At 59.1% G+C, this 14,324-nt stretch carries 15 protein-coding genes; 1 reads left to right on the forward strand and 14 read right to left on the reverse strand.

Annotated elements, in window-relative coordinates:
* Nucleotides 1-123 precede the first annotated feature (123 nt).
* The 10 genes from C5L10_RS25170 to C5L10_RS33805 form a co-directional block, all read right to left on the reverse strand.
* A complete protein-coding gene (locus tag C5L10_RS25170) occupies nt 124-1,782 on the reverse strand; it encodes a hypothetical protein (RefSeq protein ID WP_172717168.1) in 1,659 nt (552 codons plus the stop codon).
* The gene (locus tag C5L10_RS25175) at nt 1,779-3,152 is read right to left on the reverse strand and encodes a tyrosine-type recombinase/integrase (protein WP_105431900.1); all 1,374 of its coding nucleotides are present in this window, start codon (nt 3,150-3,152) and stop codon (nt 1,779-1,781) included. Before C5L10_RS25175 ends, C5L10_RS25170 begins: the two co-directional genes overlap by 4 nt.
* Before the next feature lie 743 nt (nt 3,153-3,895).
* Nucleotides 3,896-4,360: a BA14K family protein gene (locus tag C5L10_RS25180; RefSeq protein WP_105431901.1), complete on the reverse strand. Its 465-nt coding sequence runs from the start codon at nt 4,358-4,360 to the stop codon at nt 3,896-3,898.
* Between the two features lie 99 nt (nt 4,361-4,459).
* Nucleotides 4,460-4,993 carry a MerR family transcriptional regulator gene (locus C5L10_RS25185; RefSeq protein ID WP_046624314.1) on the reverse strand — a complete coding sequence of 178 codons (534 nt, stop codon included), beginning with the start codon at nt 4,991-4,993 and terminating at the stop codon, nt 4,460-4,462.
* Nucleotides 4,994-5,147: 154 nt separating this feature from the next.
* Nucleotides 5,148-5,486, reverse strand: a complete 339-nt coding sequence (locus C5L10_RS25190; RefSeq protein ID WP_007770264.1) for an integration host factor subunit alpha — start codon at nt 5,484-5,486, stop codon at nt 5,148-5,150.
* Between the two features lie 121 nt (nt 5,487-5,607).
* Entirely contained in the window at nt 5,608-6,579 is a 972-nt protein-coding gene (locus C5L10_RS25195) for a beta-ketoacyl-ACP synthase III (protein ID WP_105431902.1), read from the reverse strand.
* Nucleotides 6,580-6,599: 20 nt separating this feature from the next.
* Nucleotides 6,600-7,646, reverse strand: a complete 1,047-nt coding sequence (plsX, locus tag C5L10_RS25200; protein ID WP_105431979.1) for a phosphate acyltransferase PlsX — start codon at nt 7,644-7,646, stop codon at nt 6,600-6,602.
* 154 nt (nt 7,647-7,800) lie between these two features.
* Nucleotides 7,801-8,367 (reverse strand): DUF177 domain-containing protein, encoded by a 567-nt coding sequence (locus C5L10_RS25205; RefSeq protein WP_105431903.1) that lies wholly within the window; start codon nt 8,365-8,367, stop codon nt 7,801-7,803.
* 6 nt (nt 8,368-8,373) lie between these two features.
* Complete coding sequence (locus tag C5L10_RS25210; RefSeq protein ID WP_105431904.1) at nt 8,374-8,925, reverse strand: ubiquinol-cytochrome C chaperone family protein; 552 nt, start codon at nt 8,923-8,925, stop codon at nt 8,374-8,376.
* Nucleotides 8,876-9,229: a hypothetical protein gene (locus C5L10_RS33805; protein WP_172717167.1), complete on the reverse strand. Its 354-nt coding sequence runs from the start codon at nt 9,227-9,229 to the stop codon at nt 8,876-8,878. Before C5L10_RS33805 ends, C5L10_RS25210 begins: the two co-directional genes overlap by 50 nt.
* On the opposite strand from C5L10_RS33805, the gene C5L10_RS25215 reads away from it, so the two are divergent.
* Complete coding sequence (locus tag C5L10_RS25215; RefSeq protein ID WP_046667812.1) at nt 9,150-9,665, forward strand: outer membrane protein assembly factor BamE; 516 nt, start codon at nt 9,150-9,152, stop codon at nt 9,663-9,665. The genes C5L10_RS33805 and C5L10_RS25215 overlap by 80 nt on opposite strands.
* Before the next feature lie 74 nt (nt 9,666-9,739).
* On the opposite strand, the gene C5L10_RS25220 is transcribed toward C5L10_RS25215, so the two are convergent.
* The 4 genes from C5L10_RS25220 to ribH all read right to left on the reverse strand — a co-directional run bounded on the left by C5L10_RS25220 (nt 9,740) and on the right by ribH (nt 14,297).
* Nucleotides 9,740-11,881 (reverse strand): sodium-translocating pyrophosphatase, encoded by a 2,142-nt coding sequence (locus C5L10_RS25220; RefSeq protein WP_105431905.1) that lies wholly within the window; start codon nt 11,879-11,881, stop codon nt 9,740-9,742.
* A 219-nt stretch (nt 11,882-12,100) separates the two neighbouring features.
* Nucleotides 12,101-13,324, reverse strand: a complete 1,224-nt coding sequence (locus C5L10_RS25225; RefSeq protein ID WP_105431906.1) for an MFS transporter — start codon at nt 13,322-13,324, stop codon at nt 12,101-12,103.
* 30 nt (nt 13,325-13,354) lie between these two features.
* On the reverse strand, nt 13,355-13,834 hold the full coding sequence (nusB, locus tag C5L10_RS25230; protein WP_038549009.1) for a transcription antitermination factor NusB: 480 nt from the start codon (nt 13,832-13,834) through the stop codon (nt 13,355-13,357).
* 4 nt (nt 13,835-13,838) lie between these two features.
* Nucleotides 13,839-14,297 carry a 6,7-dimethyl-8-ribityllumazine synthase gene (gene ribH / locus C5L10_RS25235; protein WP_105431907.1) on the reverse strand — a complete coding sequence of 153 codons (459 nt, stop codon included), beginning with the start codon at nt 14,295-14,297 and terminating at the stop codon, nt 13,839-13,841.
* Nucleotides 14,298-14,324 lie beyond the last annotated feature (27 nt).

A 14,324-nucleotide genomic window follows, 5' to 3' on the forward strand; every position in this document is an offset into this window, starting at 1 on the left:
AGGAGCATGATATCGGGCCATTCAAAACCAAAGCTGCAGCGATGACTGAAGCAGAGCGCCTTGCTGCCCTGCAGTGACAATGAAACCAGTCAAGCCCTGAATACCCTGGTGTCAGAACAGCGCTTACAATTGAGCGACTGATTGCACATCATCAAGATCGATTACTCCATGTGGACATGCGGGGCATTTGCCGTAGGCAATGCAAGGCCGCCCTTCGAACTCCCCGGGGACCGGTGAGGTCAATGGGTCTAGGCACCGGAAACCAGGTGTCGCGCCAACTGAGAAGCCTTGGGCGAAATAAGAATTGAGAGGAATTTTTCCGAGCGAATCCAGAACTCTCTGGCGGTGAGCCATGGCTTGAGCCAACTTGGCTGCTCTCCTAGCCATCTGAGCAGCTGAGCCATAGCTTCGCATGGTCGTCGCCGAGGTCGCGTGATTCAAGACCCGCTGCTGAGCGAGAATGTCGCCGTCCGTGATCATATTGACAATATCGCTGACCGTTAGCCGTAAATCGGTCAGATTTGCCGGAAGAAGGCCATTTCTTTCAAGGAATTCCGAAAGGCAGCGATACCATGACGAGGTGGTCCCGTTAGCCCTTGTATACATTGGCTTCGGAGGCACGCCGAGCCAGGTATGGCAGAGAAAGACATGGTTGTCGTGTTCATCGACACCAAGCCGTTTAGCGATCCTTGCCGTACGCGCCAGAATGTTCAGCACCCGAGGAATGGAAAACTCTCTGGTATCGTCTGCTGCAAAACTTCGGGACACAACGTGACCTTTGCGCCCTTTAGGCGCGACGAGCCAATCGCGCCCCTCAAAAACGGGATGGGGCTGAAACTGTGAAAATAGCAGGGCGAATAATTCCGAGGGATTGAAGACAGACTCAGCTGCGAAGTGCAGCACAAGTGGCACAGCCGTCTCGTAAGTAAGAACGAGATTTTTAATGGCTTCCTCAACTGTTATATGAGGGTTCTTCAGCGCAAATCCAATTCTTGGAAATTCTAAACGAAGCCGCTCTACCCTGCCCCCGCGCTCTGAAGCGTATTTAAAGAGGGCGGCAATCGAGGATTCTTTGTCCCCGCGCACAATATTATTCTCGAGGCACTCGATTGAGATATCCTCGTAACGCTCAATTATTTTCGCGCCATAGTCGAGACCGTCAAGGATGACTCGCATCTCCCGCCTGCACGCTTCGAAAAGCTTCGCGGTGTCGATCAAATTCAAAGGCTGCCTGTGGGCCCGAACGTGCCGCCAGGCAGCCTTTGGGATACTCGCGATCTCTTGGCCGCGGTATTTTGGCTGTAGCGACATCTCGAGATACGCCTCCCCAAAGGCGTTATACCTCTGAATCTTAGTCAAGTTTCCAAGTGACGAGGCTTTGCCAAAAGGTTCCGAACCATCGAGCCATTTGATGTACGAGCGAAAGGTCTCCGTATCTATATCTGCAAGGGTACGGACATCGACCCGAAAGCGTTCACGGAGGACGTCCAAGAAGGTGAACGCGAACCGGAGTAGTCCTAACTTCTTTTTCCGGGTCACAATTCGGCGACCAACACCCCATTTCCTGAAGTAATTCGCGAGGTCTTCTGCCAGCGCTGGCCTCGACATGAAATCCTCAAGGGAATATATGTCAGGCTTCTCGCCTAGTTCTGCTGGGAACGTGACCTTATATGCACCTAGATCAACATCGAATGTAACAAAGCCTTTCTCAGGTGCAGCTATTTCTTGAGTGTAACGCTTGGCGGTTGATCTTGCGTTCCGGCGTCCACGCCCGGAAGTCATCGCGCCGCGATCCCTGCGATATCGTCGTAGAAGCTTGACAGCTGGTCGGCCAACTCAATTTCAAAAAGATCCACCCAGGAAAGATAGGTGTCAGCAGTGGTGGAAGAGAGAGCGTGGCCGAGTTGAGACTGAACCGCCTTTAAAGGATTAGTGTCGCCCGCATTTTTTCGGGCGATATATAGCTGAATAGCGAACGTATGCCGGAGATCGTGTATAGAATGCGCTGCCACATAGACATAAGCCACTTGAGCCTTACCCGTCACCATATCTACGCATCGTGATGCATCGGAATCCAACACGAAGCGCTGCTGTTCGACCAAGAGGCCTGCATTCTTGACCGCTAAGGTAAACTGATAAGACAGTGTCGCAGCGGAGGTTGGTGAACCGACGTCTCTATGATTGGCCTTTAACGAGTTAAGGAATAGGGTGTCTTCGCCACGGAACGGTATGCCAATCTGTAAACAATGTCGGTGCAAATCTGTCCGCTCGCTGTCGATATAAGCCTGCAGTCGTTCAACAAGATAAACGGGAATTACCACGCGCCGTGCGCGGTTATTTTTCGACTTTCTTATCCAGAACCAAACCTTTGCGAATCTATCGCGACCCTTGGCAAGTGCGGACATGCCAGCGACATCGCCAACGCTCAGATCGGCGATCTCGCTCACTCGCAGTCCGACTACGACCGCAACCTCCGCAGAAAGTCTATTCCGTATCGACCTCCCGCCGGACACGTACTCGCGAGGTCCGAGTAGGTCTAGGACGGAGCTAAGTTCCATCTTGTTCAAAGGGCGAATAGTCTCATCTGGGTGAGGTTGGCTTGGCTGCTCGACGACCACCGCAGCCCGCTTCTCCAACAGGCCCTCATCAGCTTTCGCCCCAAACCGCCCTGATCTCTTGAACGTTCTTATGTCCATCAAACGTTCACGAAAATAGCCGGCCTCGTGTCCAAATGTGAAGAAATCCCGCAATGTGCTCAGACGCCGTCGTACGGTACTGTTGGAAAGGTGCTGCAAAGTCCAGATGGACACACCCTCCGTAATGTTCAGAGCGTAGTTATCGATATCCTCTGGGCCTACCGCCACCAGCTCAACGCCGACTGCCCACAGGAAGATGAGAAATTGCGCCAAATCGTCTGAATCGGCTCTCTGCGAGTTGCGCCACTTTTTTCTAACTCTGATCTTTGCCCGGACCCGGGAGAGCATGAAGTTATTTACGATATCGATCGGTTCATGGAGGTTGGTGAAGAGCGCCTCGAAGCCGAGTGGAATGTTTGCGTTCGGATATCGGTCCAGTAGCGGGTCGCCGAGCGCCTGAACCGCTCGCCTACGATGTATTGGCTGATCATATTCACTTCGGAGCATAGTGGTCATCCCTAACGTCAATCCATTGGGAGACAAATATATAAATGGATCCGAGCCGAAAACTCCGCATCGGCGGTATAATAAAGTAGTATCTTCCCGGAGTTGTAATTAAAGACTTCAACGCAAATCGACGTCTCTAATGACAGAGCCCAAGTAAACATAATTATTTTGCTTGGATTATCGCTTCGCTTTTTCGCGAATTTTTTATTCCGACGACCGTGGCAAGCGCCTCATTGCTGGTTCTCTTATCATTGCAGCGCCATAGAGACCAAAAATCTGACTAGGCAATGGACCGCTCGAAGGATCGTGCGAAATCGACCAAATGATCGTACCTTACGTCGACGATGACAACTGCTGGAAGACCGAAGCTACGTGTGGTGTCAGAGCAGGTGTGGTTTCCCAGGCAAGGGCCGACGGCAAGCACCGTATTTTGATGCCAGGCGACCCAGAAATACTCGCCATAGCCCAAGTCGCAGTGCTTGCCCTCGTGAGCCTAAGTCCGGAGCGCCAACCGCGGGATGTTAAAGACCCTCATCACTGCGCCTCGATAACGGGCTAGGGGTTTTGAACCCTCTGAACACCGACGATACTATATAAGGTTCGAATCCGGCCGCCCCGACCAATTAAATCCCCTTGAAATCTCAGTCAGATCAAAAGCCTTTTTCGAGAACCGGGGCTTCCCCACGCGATCTACCCGCCCCACCGGATTGGCAGGGCGGGCTTGAGCTTTTTATTCGGCTTCACGACGGCTATCAATAGGGCGAATAGCACTGCTGGCGCGGGCCGTAATAGGGCTGGAACGTGTTGTCGTAGGCCCTGTAGGACCGGTAGCGGGCGTAGCACCAGTTCACGTGCGAATTGCCGCCGACATAACGACGGGGCGCGTAGTAACGCGGTGCGTATCTCGGTGCATATCTCGGCGTGTAGCGCGGCTGGGCCAGCGCTCCGCCGATGATCGCGCCAAGCGCAAGCCCCCCGATGATCGCACCGGCATCCGGGCCACGGCGGTGGCGGCGGTAATGCCGGTCGCCATAATAGCGGTCGCGGTAGTAACGACGCCCTTCCCAGCCGTCACGATCGCGCCAGTACTGCACCTGCTGGATATCCTGAGATCTCTCGATGCGCGGGGCGCCGATCGACGGAAACGCCTGGGCGGGGGCGACGCCGCTGAAAGCCGTAATCAGGGCCAGAACGGCGACGGCGAGCTTTTTTTGCATAATTCACCTCCTCTGATTTTCTTCATGAAGAAATGATCCTCCATTTCTCCTGAACCAGAGGTGAATGGTAAATTTTGCTTAACGTTGCCGTGTGTTGAGTTAGCGAACCTGATCCAAGAGGCGCTTGCATTCCAGGAGGTCGAAGAGCGCTTCCTGCAGCAAGGCACGGTCTTCCTTGCCGATGCTGGACTTGCCGATCGACACTTCCATGTCGTCCTCGTGGGAGGTGCCGAACCCGAAAAAGCGGCCGCTCGGCTTCACCTTGGGGCGACCGACGATCTGATCCTCTTCGGCCGTGCTGATCTTCGGCTCGGCCTGCTTTTCGCTGTTTGCCGCCATGATCGCTTCCATCGTGGCGAGGTCGCCTGAGGCAATCGCAGAGACGAACTTGTTGCCGTTCGTCTTCAGAAGCTTCTGCACGCCCTTTATGGTGTAACCGTGATCGTAGAGCAGGTGGCGGATGCCCTTCAGGAGATCGACGTCTTCGGGCCGGTAATAACGCCGCCCGCCGCCGCGTTTCATCGGCCGGATCTGGGGGAAACGCGTTTCCCAGAAGCGCAGCACATGCTGCGGCAGGTCGAGGTCGTCGGCGACCTCGCTGATCGTACGAAAGGCGTCCGGGCTCTTCTCCAAAGTTCATACTCCAAACGGCAGGCTGCCCATGCCCCAAGGGCAGACTCATAGCCTCCGATACATGGGCGGATTATGCGCCGAATCGGACATATCTCAACGGTTTAAGCCGAGAGATTCAAGCATGTTCACAGGATTGCGGAAAAGGTCGCGGACTTCACGCCACCGGGCTTGCCGGCTTCAGTTTCGCCTTGCGCGCGGTATGCGCCTTGAGGATACGGCTCTTCAGCACGTTGGAGGCCTTGAACGTCATCACCCGGCGCGGAGAGATCGGCACTTCCTCGCCGGTCTTCGGATTGCGGCCGATACGCTCGTTCTTGGAGCGCACCTGGAAGGTCGCGAAGGAGGAGAGCTTGACCACCTCGCCCCGGACGATCGCATTGCATATTTCGTCAATGACCGTCTCAACGAGCTCGGCCGATTCCGTCCGCGAAAGTCCGACCTTGCGGAAAACCGATTCCGCCAGATCCGCGCGTGTTACTGTCTTGCCGGCCATGATCCCCGCCCAATTTTCGAAATTGATCTTATCAAAGCCGATAGAGAGTATTTTGCTTGAGCGCGAGGGTCAAGCACCTGTGCTCAATCGCTTATTTACGTTTCGGCCGATCGTTGCCGCCCTACCAGCGGACCAGCAATGCGCCCCACGTAAAACCGCCGCCCATGGCTTCGAGCATCACCAGATCGCCCTTCTTGATGCGCCCGTCGGAGGCGGCAACCGAAAGTGCCAAAGGAATCGATGCAGCCGAGGTATTACCATGCAGATCGACCGTCACGACGACCTTTTCCAAAGGAATGCCGAGTTTCTTCGCCGACCCGTCGATGATGCGGCGATTGGCCTGGTGCGGCACCAGCCAGTCGAGATCGTCCGCCGTCGTGCCGGTCGCGGCGAAAGCACTGTCGATCACGTCGGTGATCATGCCGACCGCATGTTTGAAGACCTCGCGGCCCTCCATGCGCAGATGCCCGACCGTGCCCGTGCTGGACGGGCCGCCATCGACGTAGAGCTTGTCCTTGTGGGAACCGTCGGAACGCAGATGCGCGGTCAGCACGCCGCGATCGGCGATCGTCCCCTCGCCTTCCTCCGCTTCGAGCACCAGCGCGCCTGCGCCGTCGCCGAAAAGCACGCAGGTGGTGCGGTCCTTCCAGTCGAGGATGCGGGAAAAGGTCTCGGCGCCGATCACCAGGACACGCTTCGCCATGCCGCCGCGAATGTGCAGGTCGGCGGTCGCCATTGCATAAACGAAGCCGGTGCAGACGGCCTGCAGGTCGAAGGCGTAGCCATGGGTCATGCCCAGCCGGTTCTGGATATTGACGGCGGTCGCGGGAAAGGTGTTGTCGGGCGTCGACGTCGCGACCAGCACGAGATCGATGTCATCCGGCGTCAATCCGGCGTTTTCGAGCGCCGCACGCGCCGCCTGCTCGCCGAGCGACGCGGTCGTCTCGCCCTCGCCGGCGAGATAACGCTGACGAATGCCCGTGCGCTGCACGATCCATTCGTCGGAAGTCTCGACGATGTCTTCCAACTCGCGATTGGTCACTACCCGCTTCGGGAGCGCTGCCCCGTAACCGCGAACCACTGAACGGATCATTCTTAACTCACATCCTGTCGTCATGCCGCTTCGGGGCCAGCCGGCGGCTGGCGACGCGCATGGTAAATTGCGAGGTCCTGCCGGATTTTCGCGTTGAGATCGTTGCGTGCCATGTCATAACCGACATCGATCGCGGCAGCAAAACCGTCGGCATTGGCACTGCCATGGCTCTTGATGACGATGCCGTTCAAGCCCAGGAACACGCCGCCATTGACCTTGTTCGGGTCCATCTTCTCACGCAGCCTGTCGAAGGCTGGCTTGGCAAGAAGATAGCCGATCCTGGCCAGCAGCGTGCGCGACATCGATTCGCGCAGAAGCGTGGCGATCTGCCGGGCCGTACCCTCCGCCGTCTTCAGCGCGATATTGCCGGTAAAGCCTTCGGTCACCACCACATCGACGGTACCCTTGCCGATGTCGTCACCCTCGACGAAACCGTGATAGGCGATCGTCGGCAGGTTTGCCTCGCGGATCAGCCGTCCGGCCTCCTTGACCTCTTCCTGGCCCTTCACCTCTTCGACGCCGACGTTCAGAAGCCCGACTGTCGGCCGATCTATTTCGAAAAGCGAGCGCGCCATGGCGCCGCCCATGATCCCGAAATCGAGGAGCTGCTGGGCGTCGGCCCCGATCGTCGCGCCGATATCGAGGACGATGCTTTCGCCCTTGAGGGTCGGCCAGATGCCGGCGATCGCCGGGCGCTCGATGTTGGCCATGGTGCGCAGACAGAATTTCGCCATCGCCATCAGGGCGCCGGTATTGCCGGCGGACACCACCACATCCGCCTCGCCGAGCTTCACCGCCTCGATCGAACGCCACATGGTGGAGATATAACGGCCGCGGCGAAGCGCTGCACTCGGCTTCTCCTCCATGCTGACGGCAAGTTCGCATTCGTAGAAGACGGATTTGTCCCGCAGCTTCGGATATTTCGCCAAGACCGGCTCGCACTCAGCCTTCAGGCCATAGATGAGGAAGGCCACATCCGGGTGGCGTTCCAGTGCCTTGGCAGCACCGGCAATGACGACCTCGGGACCAAAATCGCCGCCCATGGCATCGATAGAAATTCTGATCACTCGTCCCTGATCCTTATCTTCGCCGAACGCATACCCCTGTGGGAGGACCATGCGCCAGTTCTCACGTCTCCAACGGCCCTTCGCTCCTCATGCGGGGCCGTGCCGGCGAATTCGTGGCCAAAATATAGTTTTTGCTGTCGCTTACAACCCGTCCTCAATCCTTTTTCCAGTCCTTGAGGACGGCAAAGGGATTGGGGCGCCCGGACTTTTCATCCGCATCGGTTTCCAGGTGATCGGCAAACTCTGCGCCCGGTTCGCGCGGATAGGCATCGATCGCGAGCGCCGCGAACTCGGCCACCACTTCGCCGACATCGATCGTGTCGCCGATAAACATTTCGGGAAGATCGGGCCCATCGGGATCGATCACCATCTCCGCAGTATCGCTGGTGACGATCCGAGCGAGCTTCGATCCTTCAGGCACGAAGATCTGCTCGAACTCTTCGTCTATCTTCGATGCGACAGGTTCGAGCGTGACGACCGAGGACTGGACGATATCAGCCTTCACGCGCCCCTTGAGACGCACGCCGTCCTTCTTCCACCGGGCGATCTGCAGTTCTGCTTTCAGCGAACCGACCGAAACGACCTGCCACAGCTTTGCCAGGCCCTCGAGTTCGAGCGCATCGGCTTCGAGTTTCACCGTCACCGCGTTCGCGGAAATATTCCCGACCTTGACGGGATAGGAAAAGGGAGGCTTTTCGCCTGCGACATTGTCGTTCTTCATCAAACCTCACTCTTCTCGCTGCAGCGGGCCCGGCAGGGGCAGAACCGCGTGGCCGCGCGAAATCTCATCTTCGGGAATGCCGGCGAGCGCCTTCTCCGCAACAATCATCCAGTCCGCCAGCCCTCGCATCCCAGGCGCATCCTCCGTCTCCGGATAGATATTCCGGCTAAGGGCTGCGGCAAGCGCTTCGCTGTCCTTGTCTTCGAGAGCGGCTGCATAGGTCTCCACCCGGCCATAGAACATGCCGGCCAGCTTTTTCATGCGTTTCGGCACGCTCTGGTCGCCAATGCCGAGTTCGCGGATCGAATGGTCGATATCCTGAAAAAACGCGTCGACGATCTCCTGAGCCAGTTCCTGACCGCTCGAATCGGACTTCGCCGTCCGCCTGAAGAACAGGATCATCACGATCGAAAGCATCTCGAAACGGCCCATGACCGTGTCCGGTACGTCCAGATCGCTGTAGAAGAACGGAATGCGCGCCAACGACGTCAAGGTCGAATACTGGCGGTCAACGATCGCCTGGTTCTGGTTTTTCTTCTTGAAAAGGCCGAAGATCATCTGAATTCCCGTTATTTGCCTCCAGGAACGCCCTGGCCTGCCACCGGCCATGTTGCATGGAAACGAAAGCTGGTTTACCGAAGCATGCACGAATTGCAATGCCGTTCCGCCGGATCAGCGAACGGGGTGGGATCTTCGCGGCCTTAACATCCAGGCCGGGATCGATCTTATGTCCCTGAATAGCCACAATGGTAGGGTCAGCAGGGGCAGGTTGAGTTTGGGGGATGCCGTTGAACAAGCGGGTTTTCGGATACGAGATGACATTCTTGAGTAAAACCGCGATGGCAATGGTCGTCGCATCCATCGCTGTCTCGGGTTGCACGTCCATGCAGATCGGCGACACCATGTATAACGGCTACGTGGTCGACCAGAAGTCGCTGGAACTTATTCCGGTCGGGTCGAGCCGCGAGCAGGTGCTGCTGACGATGGGTACGCCCTCGACCACGGCGACCTTCGATACCGAGGTGTTCTATTACATCTCGCAGAAACGCACGCGCGCTGCGGCTTTCATGAAGCCGAAGATCGTCGATCAGACGGTGCTCGCCATCTATTTCGACAAGGAGGGCGTCGTCGCACGCCGCGCCAACTATACGATGCAGGACGGCAAGGTGTTCGATACGGTTTCCCGCACGACGCCGACCGGCGGCCGCGACCTCACCTTCCTCCAGCAGCTGCTTTCCGGCGGTTCCGGTGCCGGTGGGGCAGCAGCCCGCAGCATCCTGTCGAACTTCGGCAGGTAAGCACCTCGAACGAAACAAAAAGCCCGCGGGGATCGCTCCCCGCGGGCTTTTTTATTTCACGTGGGGGCCAGATATCAGCCTGCAAGAACCGCCAGCAGCAGAAGCGCCACGATATTGGTGATCTTGATCGCCGGGTTGACGGCAGGGCCTGCGGTATCCTTGTAGGGATCGCCGACGGTATCGCCGGTGACCGATGCCTTGTGGGCTTCGGAACCCTTCATGTGGCGGATGCCGTCCTTGTCGACGAAGCCATCCTCGAAGCTCTTCTTGGCATTGTCCCAGGCGCCGCCGCCCGAGGTCATGGAGATCGCTACGAACAGGCCGTTGACGATGACGCCGAGCAGCGATGCGCCGAGTGCTGCGAAGGCAGAAGCCTTGTCGCCGCCGGAGATCAGAAGCACGCCGAAATAGACGACGATGGGGGCGAGAACCGGCAGCAGCGACGGAACGATCATCTCGCGGATCGCAGCCCGGGTCAGGATGTCGACGGCGCGGCCATAATCCGGCTTTTCGGTCCCCTCCATGATGCCCGGCTTTTCGCGGAATTGCTTGCGCACTTCCTCGACGATCGATCCCGCGGCGCGGCCGACGGCGGTCATCGCGATGCCGCCGAACAGGTAAGGGATGAGGCCGCCAAAGATCAGGCCGGCGACGACGTAAGGGTTGGAGAGGTCGAAGTCGATTTCACCCACACCGTTGAAATATGGATACTGGGCACTGTTTGCCACGAAATATTTGAGATCGTTGGAATAGGCTGCGAACAGAACCAGCGCGCCGAGGCCGGCAGAACCGATCGCATAGCCCTTGGTGACTGCCTTGGTGGTGTTGCCAACCGCATCGAGCGCATCGGTCGACTTGCGCACTTCCGGCGGCAGGTGCGCCATTTCAGCGATGCCGCCGGCATTGTCGGTGACCGGACCGAAGGCATCGAGCGCCACGATCATGCCGGCCAGGCCAAGCATGGTGGTAACGGCGATGCCGGTGCCGAACAGGCCGGCGAACTGGTAGGTGGCGATGATGCCGCCGACGATGACGATCGCCGGAAGGGCGGTCGATTCGAGCGAGACCGCGAGGCCCTGAATGACGTTGGTGCCGTGGCCGGTCACCGAGGCCTGGGCGATCGAGTTCACCGGGCGCTTGTTGGTGCCGGTGTAGTATTCGGTGATGACGACGATCAGCGCCGTCACCACGAGGCCGAGCAGCCCGCAGATGAACAGGTTCGCGCCGGTGATCGGCTTGCCGGCAACGGTGCCGATCGTGCCCCAGCCGATGGTCAGGGAGGTGGCGATGGCGAGACCGACGATCGACAGCAGGCCGGTGACGATCAGGCCCTTGTAGAGGGCGCCCATGATCGAGCCGTTGGAGCCGAGCTTGACGAAGAAGGTTCCGATGATCGAGGTGATGATGCAAGCGCCGCAGATCGCCAGCGGATAAACCATGACGGTCGCGAGGATCGGCGCACCGGCGAAGAAGATCGCCGCAAGCACCATCGTGGCGACGACGGAGACCGCGTAGGTTTCGAAAAGGTCGGCTGCCATGCCGGCGCAATCGCCGACATTGTCGCCGACGTTATCGGCGATCGTCGCGGGGTTGCGCGGATCGTCTTCAGGAATTCCGGCCTCCACCTTGCCGACGAGGTCGCCGCCGACGTCCGCACCCTTGGTGAAGATGCCGCCGCCGAGACGGGCGAAGATCGAGATCAGCGAAGCGCCGAAGCCGAGCGAGACGAGCGCGTCGATGACTTCACGCGAGCCGCTCGGATGGCCGAGACCGGCCGTCAGAATCCAGTAATAAATCGAGACGCCGAGGAGAGCGAGGCCTGCCACCAGCATGCCGGTGATGGCGCCGGATTTGAAAGCGATGTCGAGACCGGCCGCAAGGCTTTGGGAAGAAGCCTGGGCAGTGCGCACGTTGGCGCGGACCGAGACGTGCATGCCGATGAACCCGGCGGCACCCGAAAGTACGGCACCGATGACGAAGCCGACCGCAGCGGTACCGGACAGCAGCACCCAGGCCAGGATGGTTACGACGACGCCGACGATCGCAATGGTCATGTATTGGCGCGCCAGATAGGCCTGTGCGCCTTCACGGATATATCCGGCGATCTCCTGCATGCGGATGCTGCCCTGATCGGCAGCCAGCACGGAACGCGTCGCCCAGACGGCATAAATGATCGATAGCAACCCGCACACGATCACACCCATAATTACAGTCATTCGCTTTTCCTCTCCCTTAGCGCCGGGTGGTCCATACCCTCCGGCCGTGCACCCCTGCGACGGCGCACATCCACGAGATGAGCAAAGACCGCCGCAATACTCCATAGTGCGCATTCCCGCGCAGCCGATCGCTCCCCTCCCAAGGAATCCGGGATCGCCTACGCGGACGGGAGATTGCGGTGGAGATGAATTGGCGTCAAGCCCCGAAGGGACAAGACTCTAAGCGGATTTCACGGAAGAGCGCTTGAACATCAGCGCCAGCACCAGACCGAGGCAGACGATCGTCACCGGCCAGATGATCAGGTTCATGAAGGACCAACCGTAGGCAGTGAACACCTTGCCCGAGGAAAAGGAGGACAGCGCCACCGTGGTGAACAGGATGATGTCGTGAAAACCCTGCACCTTGTCGGCCTCGTGCGGGCGATAGCTGGAGGCGACGATGGCGGTCGAGCCGATGAAGGCGAAGTTCCAGCCGATGCCGAGCAACACCAGCGCGCCCCAGAAGTTCCAGAGCTCGATGCCCATATGGGCGATCACAGCGCAGCCCATCAGGATCAGCAGCCCGGCGGCGACGATCTTCTCGACGCCGAAGCGTGAAATCAGCATGCCGGTGAAAAAGCTCGGCGCGAACATGGCGAGCACGTGCCACTGGATGCCGAGTGTGGCCATTTCCGATGGGAAGCCGCAGCCGATCACCATGGCAAGCGGCGCGCCGGTCATCATGAAGGTCATCAGCGCGTAGGAGGAGATGCCGCAGATCATCCCGGTCAGGAACCGCTGGGTGACGACGATCTCGCCCAGCGAACGTGCCGGCGCCGAAGCCGCGTGACTGCCGCTCATCTGCGGCAGTTTCAGCGGCGCCAGCATCACCAGCGCGATCAGGTAGAGCGGAATGACGGCCACGAAGGCGCCGGCAAACAGGACGGGCGACAGCAGGTCCTTGGTCCAGATCGCAAGCTGCGGTCCAAGCACCGCCGAAACGATGCCGGCCGCAAGGATCCAGGAGATCGCCTTCGGCTTGTAGAACGAGGGCGATGCATCGGCTGCGGCAAACCGGATTTTCTGGGTAAAGCCGTTGCAAAGGCCGATCATCAGCAGGCCGACCGCAAACAGCCAGAAATTCGAATGGAAAAGTGCGATTGCCGCCGTGGCGGCGCCGAGCACTCCGAGAACCGAGCCGAGCATGAAGCTCGCCTTGCGGCCGAGGAACCGGGAGGCGATGGCAACCGCGACGGCACCGGCCGCCATGCCGATGTTGAAACCGGTCAGCGGAGCGGTCGCCAGCGACTTGTCATCGCCCAACAGCTGGTAGCCGACGAGACCGCCGAGCGCAAACACCAGAGGCGGCGCCGAACCAAGGACGGCCTGGGCGCCTGCAAGCAGAGCGACACTGCGCCGGGCGGTGCTCATCTGCGTCTGAAGACCGTCCACCGCGCCGTCCATGCTGCCCTACCCTGACTTAATCGTTGTTTTTTATTTCTTGGCTTCGCCGCGTACCTGCTTGGCAATGCGATCGAGGACAGCGTTGACGATGCGCGGCTCTTCCTCTCCGAAGAAGGCGTGAGCGATCTCGACATATTCGGTGACGATAACGGCTACCGGCACGTCCTTGCGCTCGAGGATTTCGAACGTACCGGCGCGGAGGATGGCCCGCAGCGTCGAATCGAGACGCGACAGAGGCCAATCTTCCTGGAGCGAGGCGCGGATCAGAGGGTCGATCTTCACCTGGTCGCGCACGACGCCGGCAACGATCGAGCGGAACCATGAGGCGTCGGCCTTCAGATAGGTGTCGCCGTCGAGTTCCTGTCCGAGGCGATGGGCCTCATATTCGGCCACGACTTCCAGCACGCCGGTCCCGCCGACATCCATCTGGTAGAGCGCCTGCACGGCCGCCAGGCGGGCGGCGCCGCGCTGGTTTGCCGGCTTGACCGGGTGTTCGCCTTCCTTGGCCATCAAATCAACCACCGTTCAGCTTGTCACGCAGCGCGATCATGGTCAGCGCCGCACGGGCGGCAAAACCGCCCTTGTCCTTGTCCGAACGGCGGGCACGCGCCCAGGCCTGTTCGTCGTTCTCGACGGTGAGGATGCCGTTGCCGATCGCAAGCGATTCCGACACGGCGAGGTCCATCAGCGCACGGGAGGATTCGTTCGAGACGATGTCGAAATGGTAGGTCTCGCCACGAATGACCATACCGAGCGCGACGAAACCGTCGTAATCGGTGCCGCCCTCTTCCGACGCATCGAGCGCCATGGCGATCGCCGGCGGGATTTCGAGCGCACCGGGAACGGTGACCACGTCATAGGTCGCCCCTGCCTCCTTCAGCGCATGGGTCGCGCCTTCGAGCAGTGCATCGGACATATCGTCGTAGAAACGCGCCTCGACGACGAGGAGGTGTGGAGCGGTTTCGCGTGACATGATTCACCTTTGTTCAAATCGGCCCAG

Source organism: Neorhizobium sp. T6_25, assembly GCF_002968555.1.
GTDB lineage: Bacteria > Pseudomonadota > Alphaproteobacteria > Rhizobiales > Rhizobiaceae > Neorhizobium.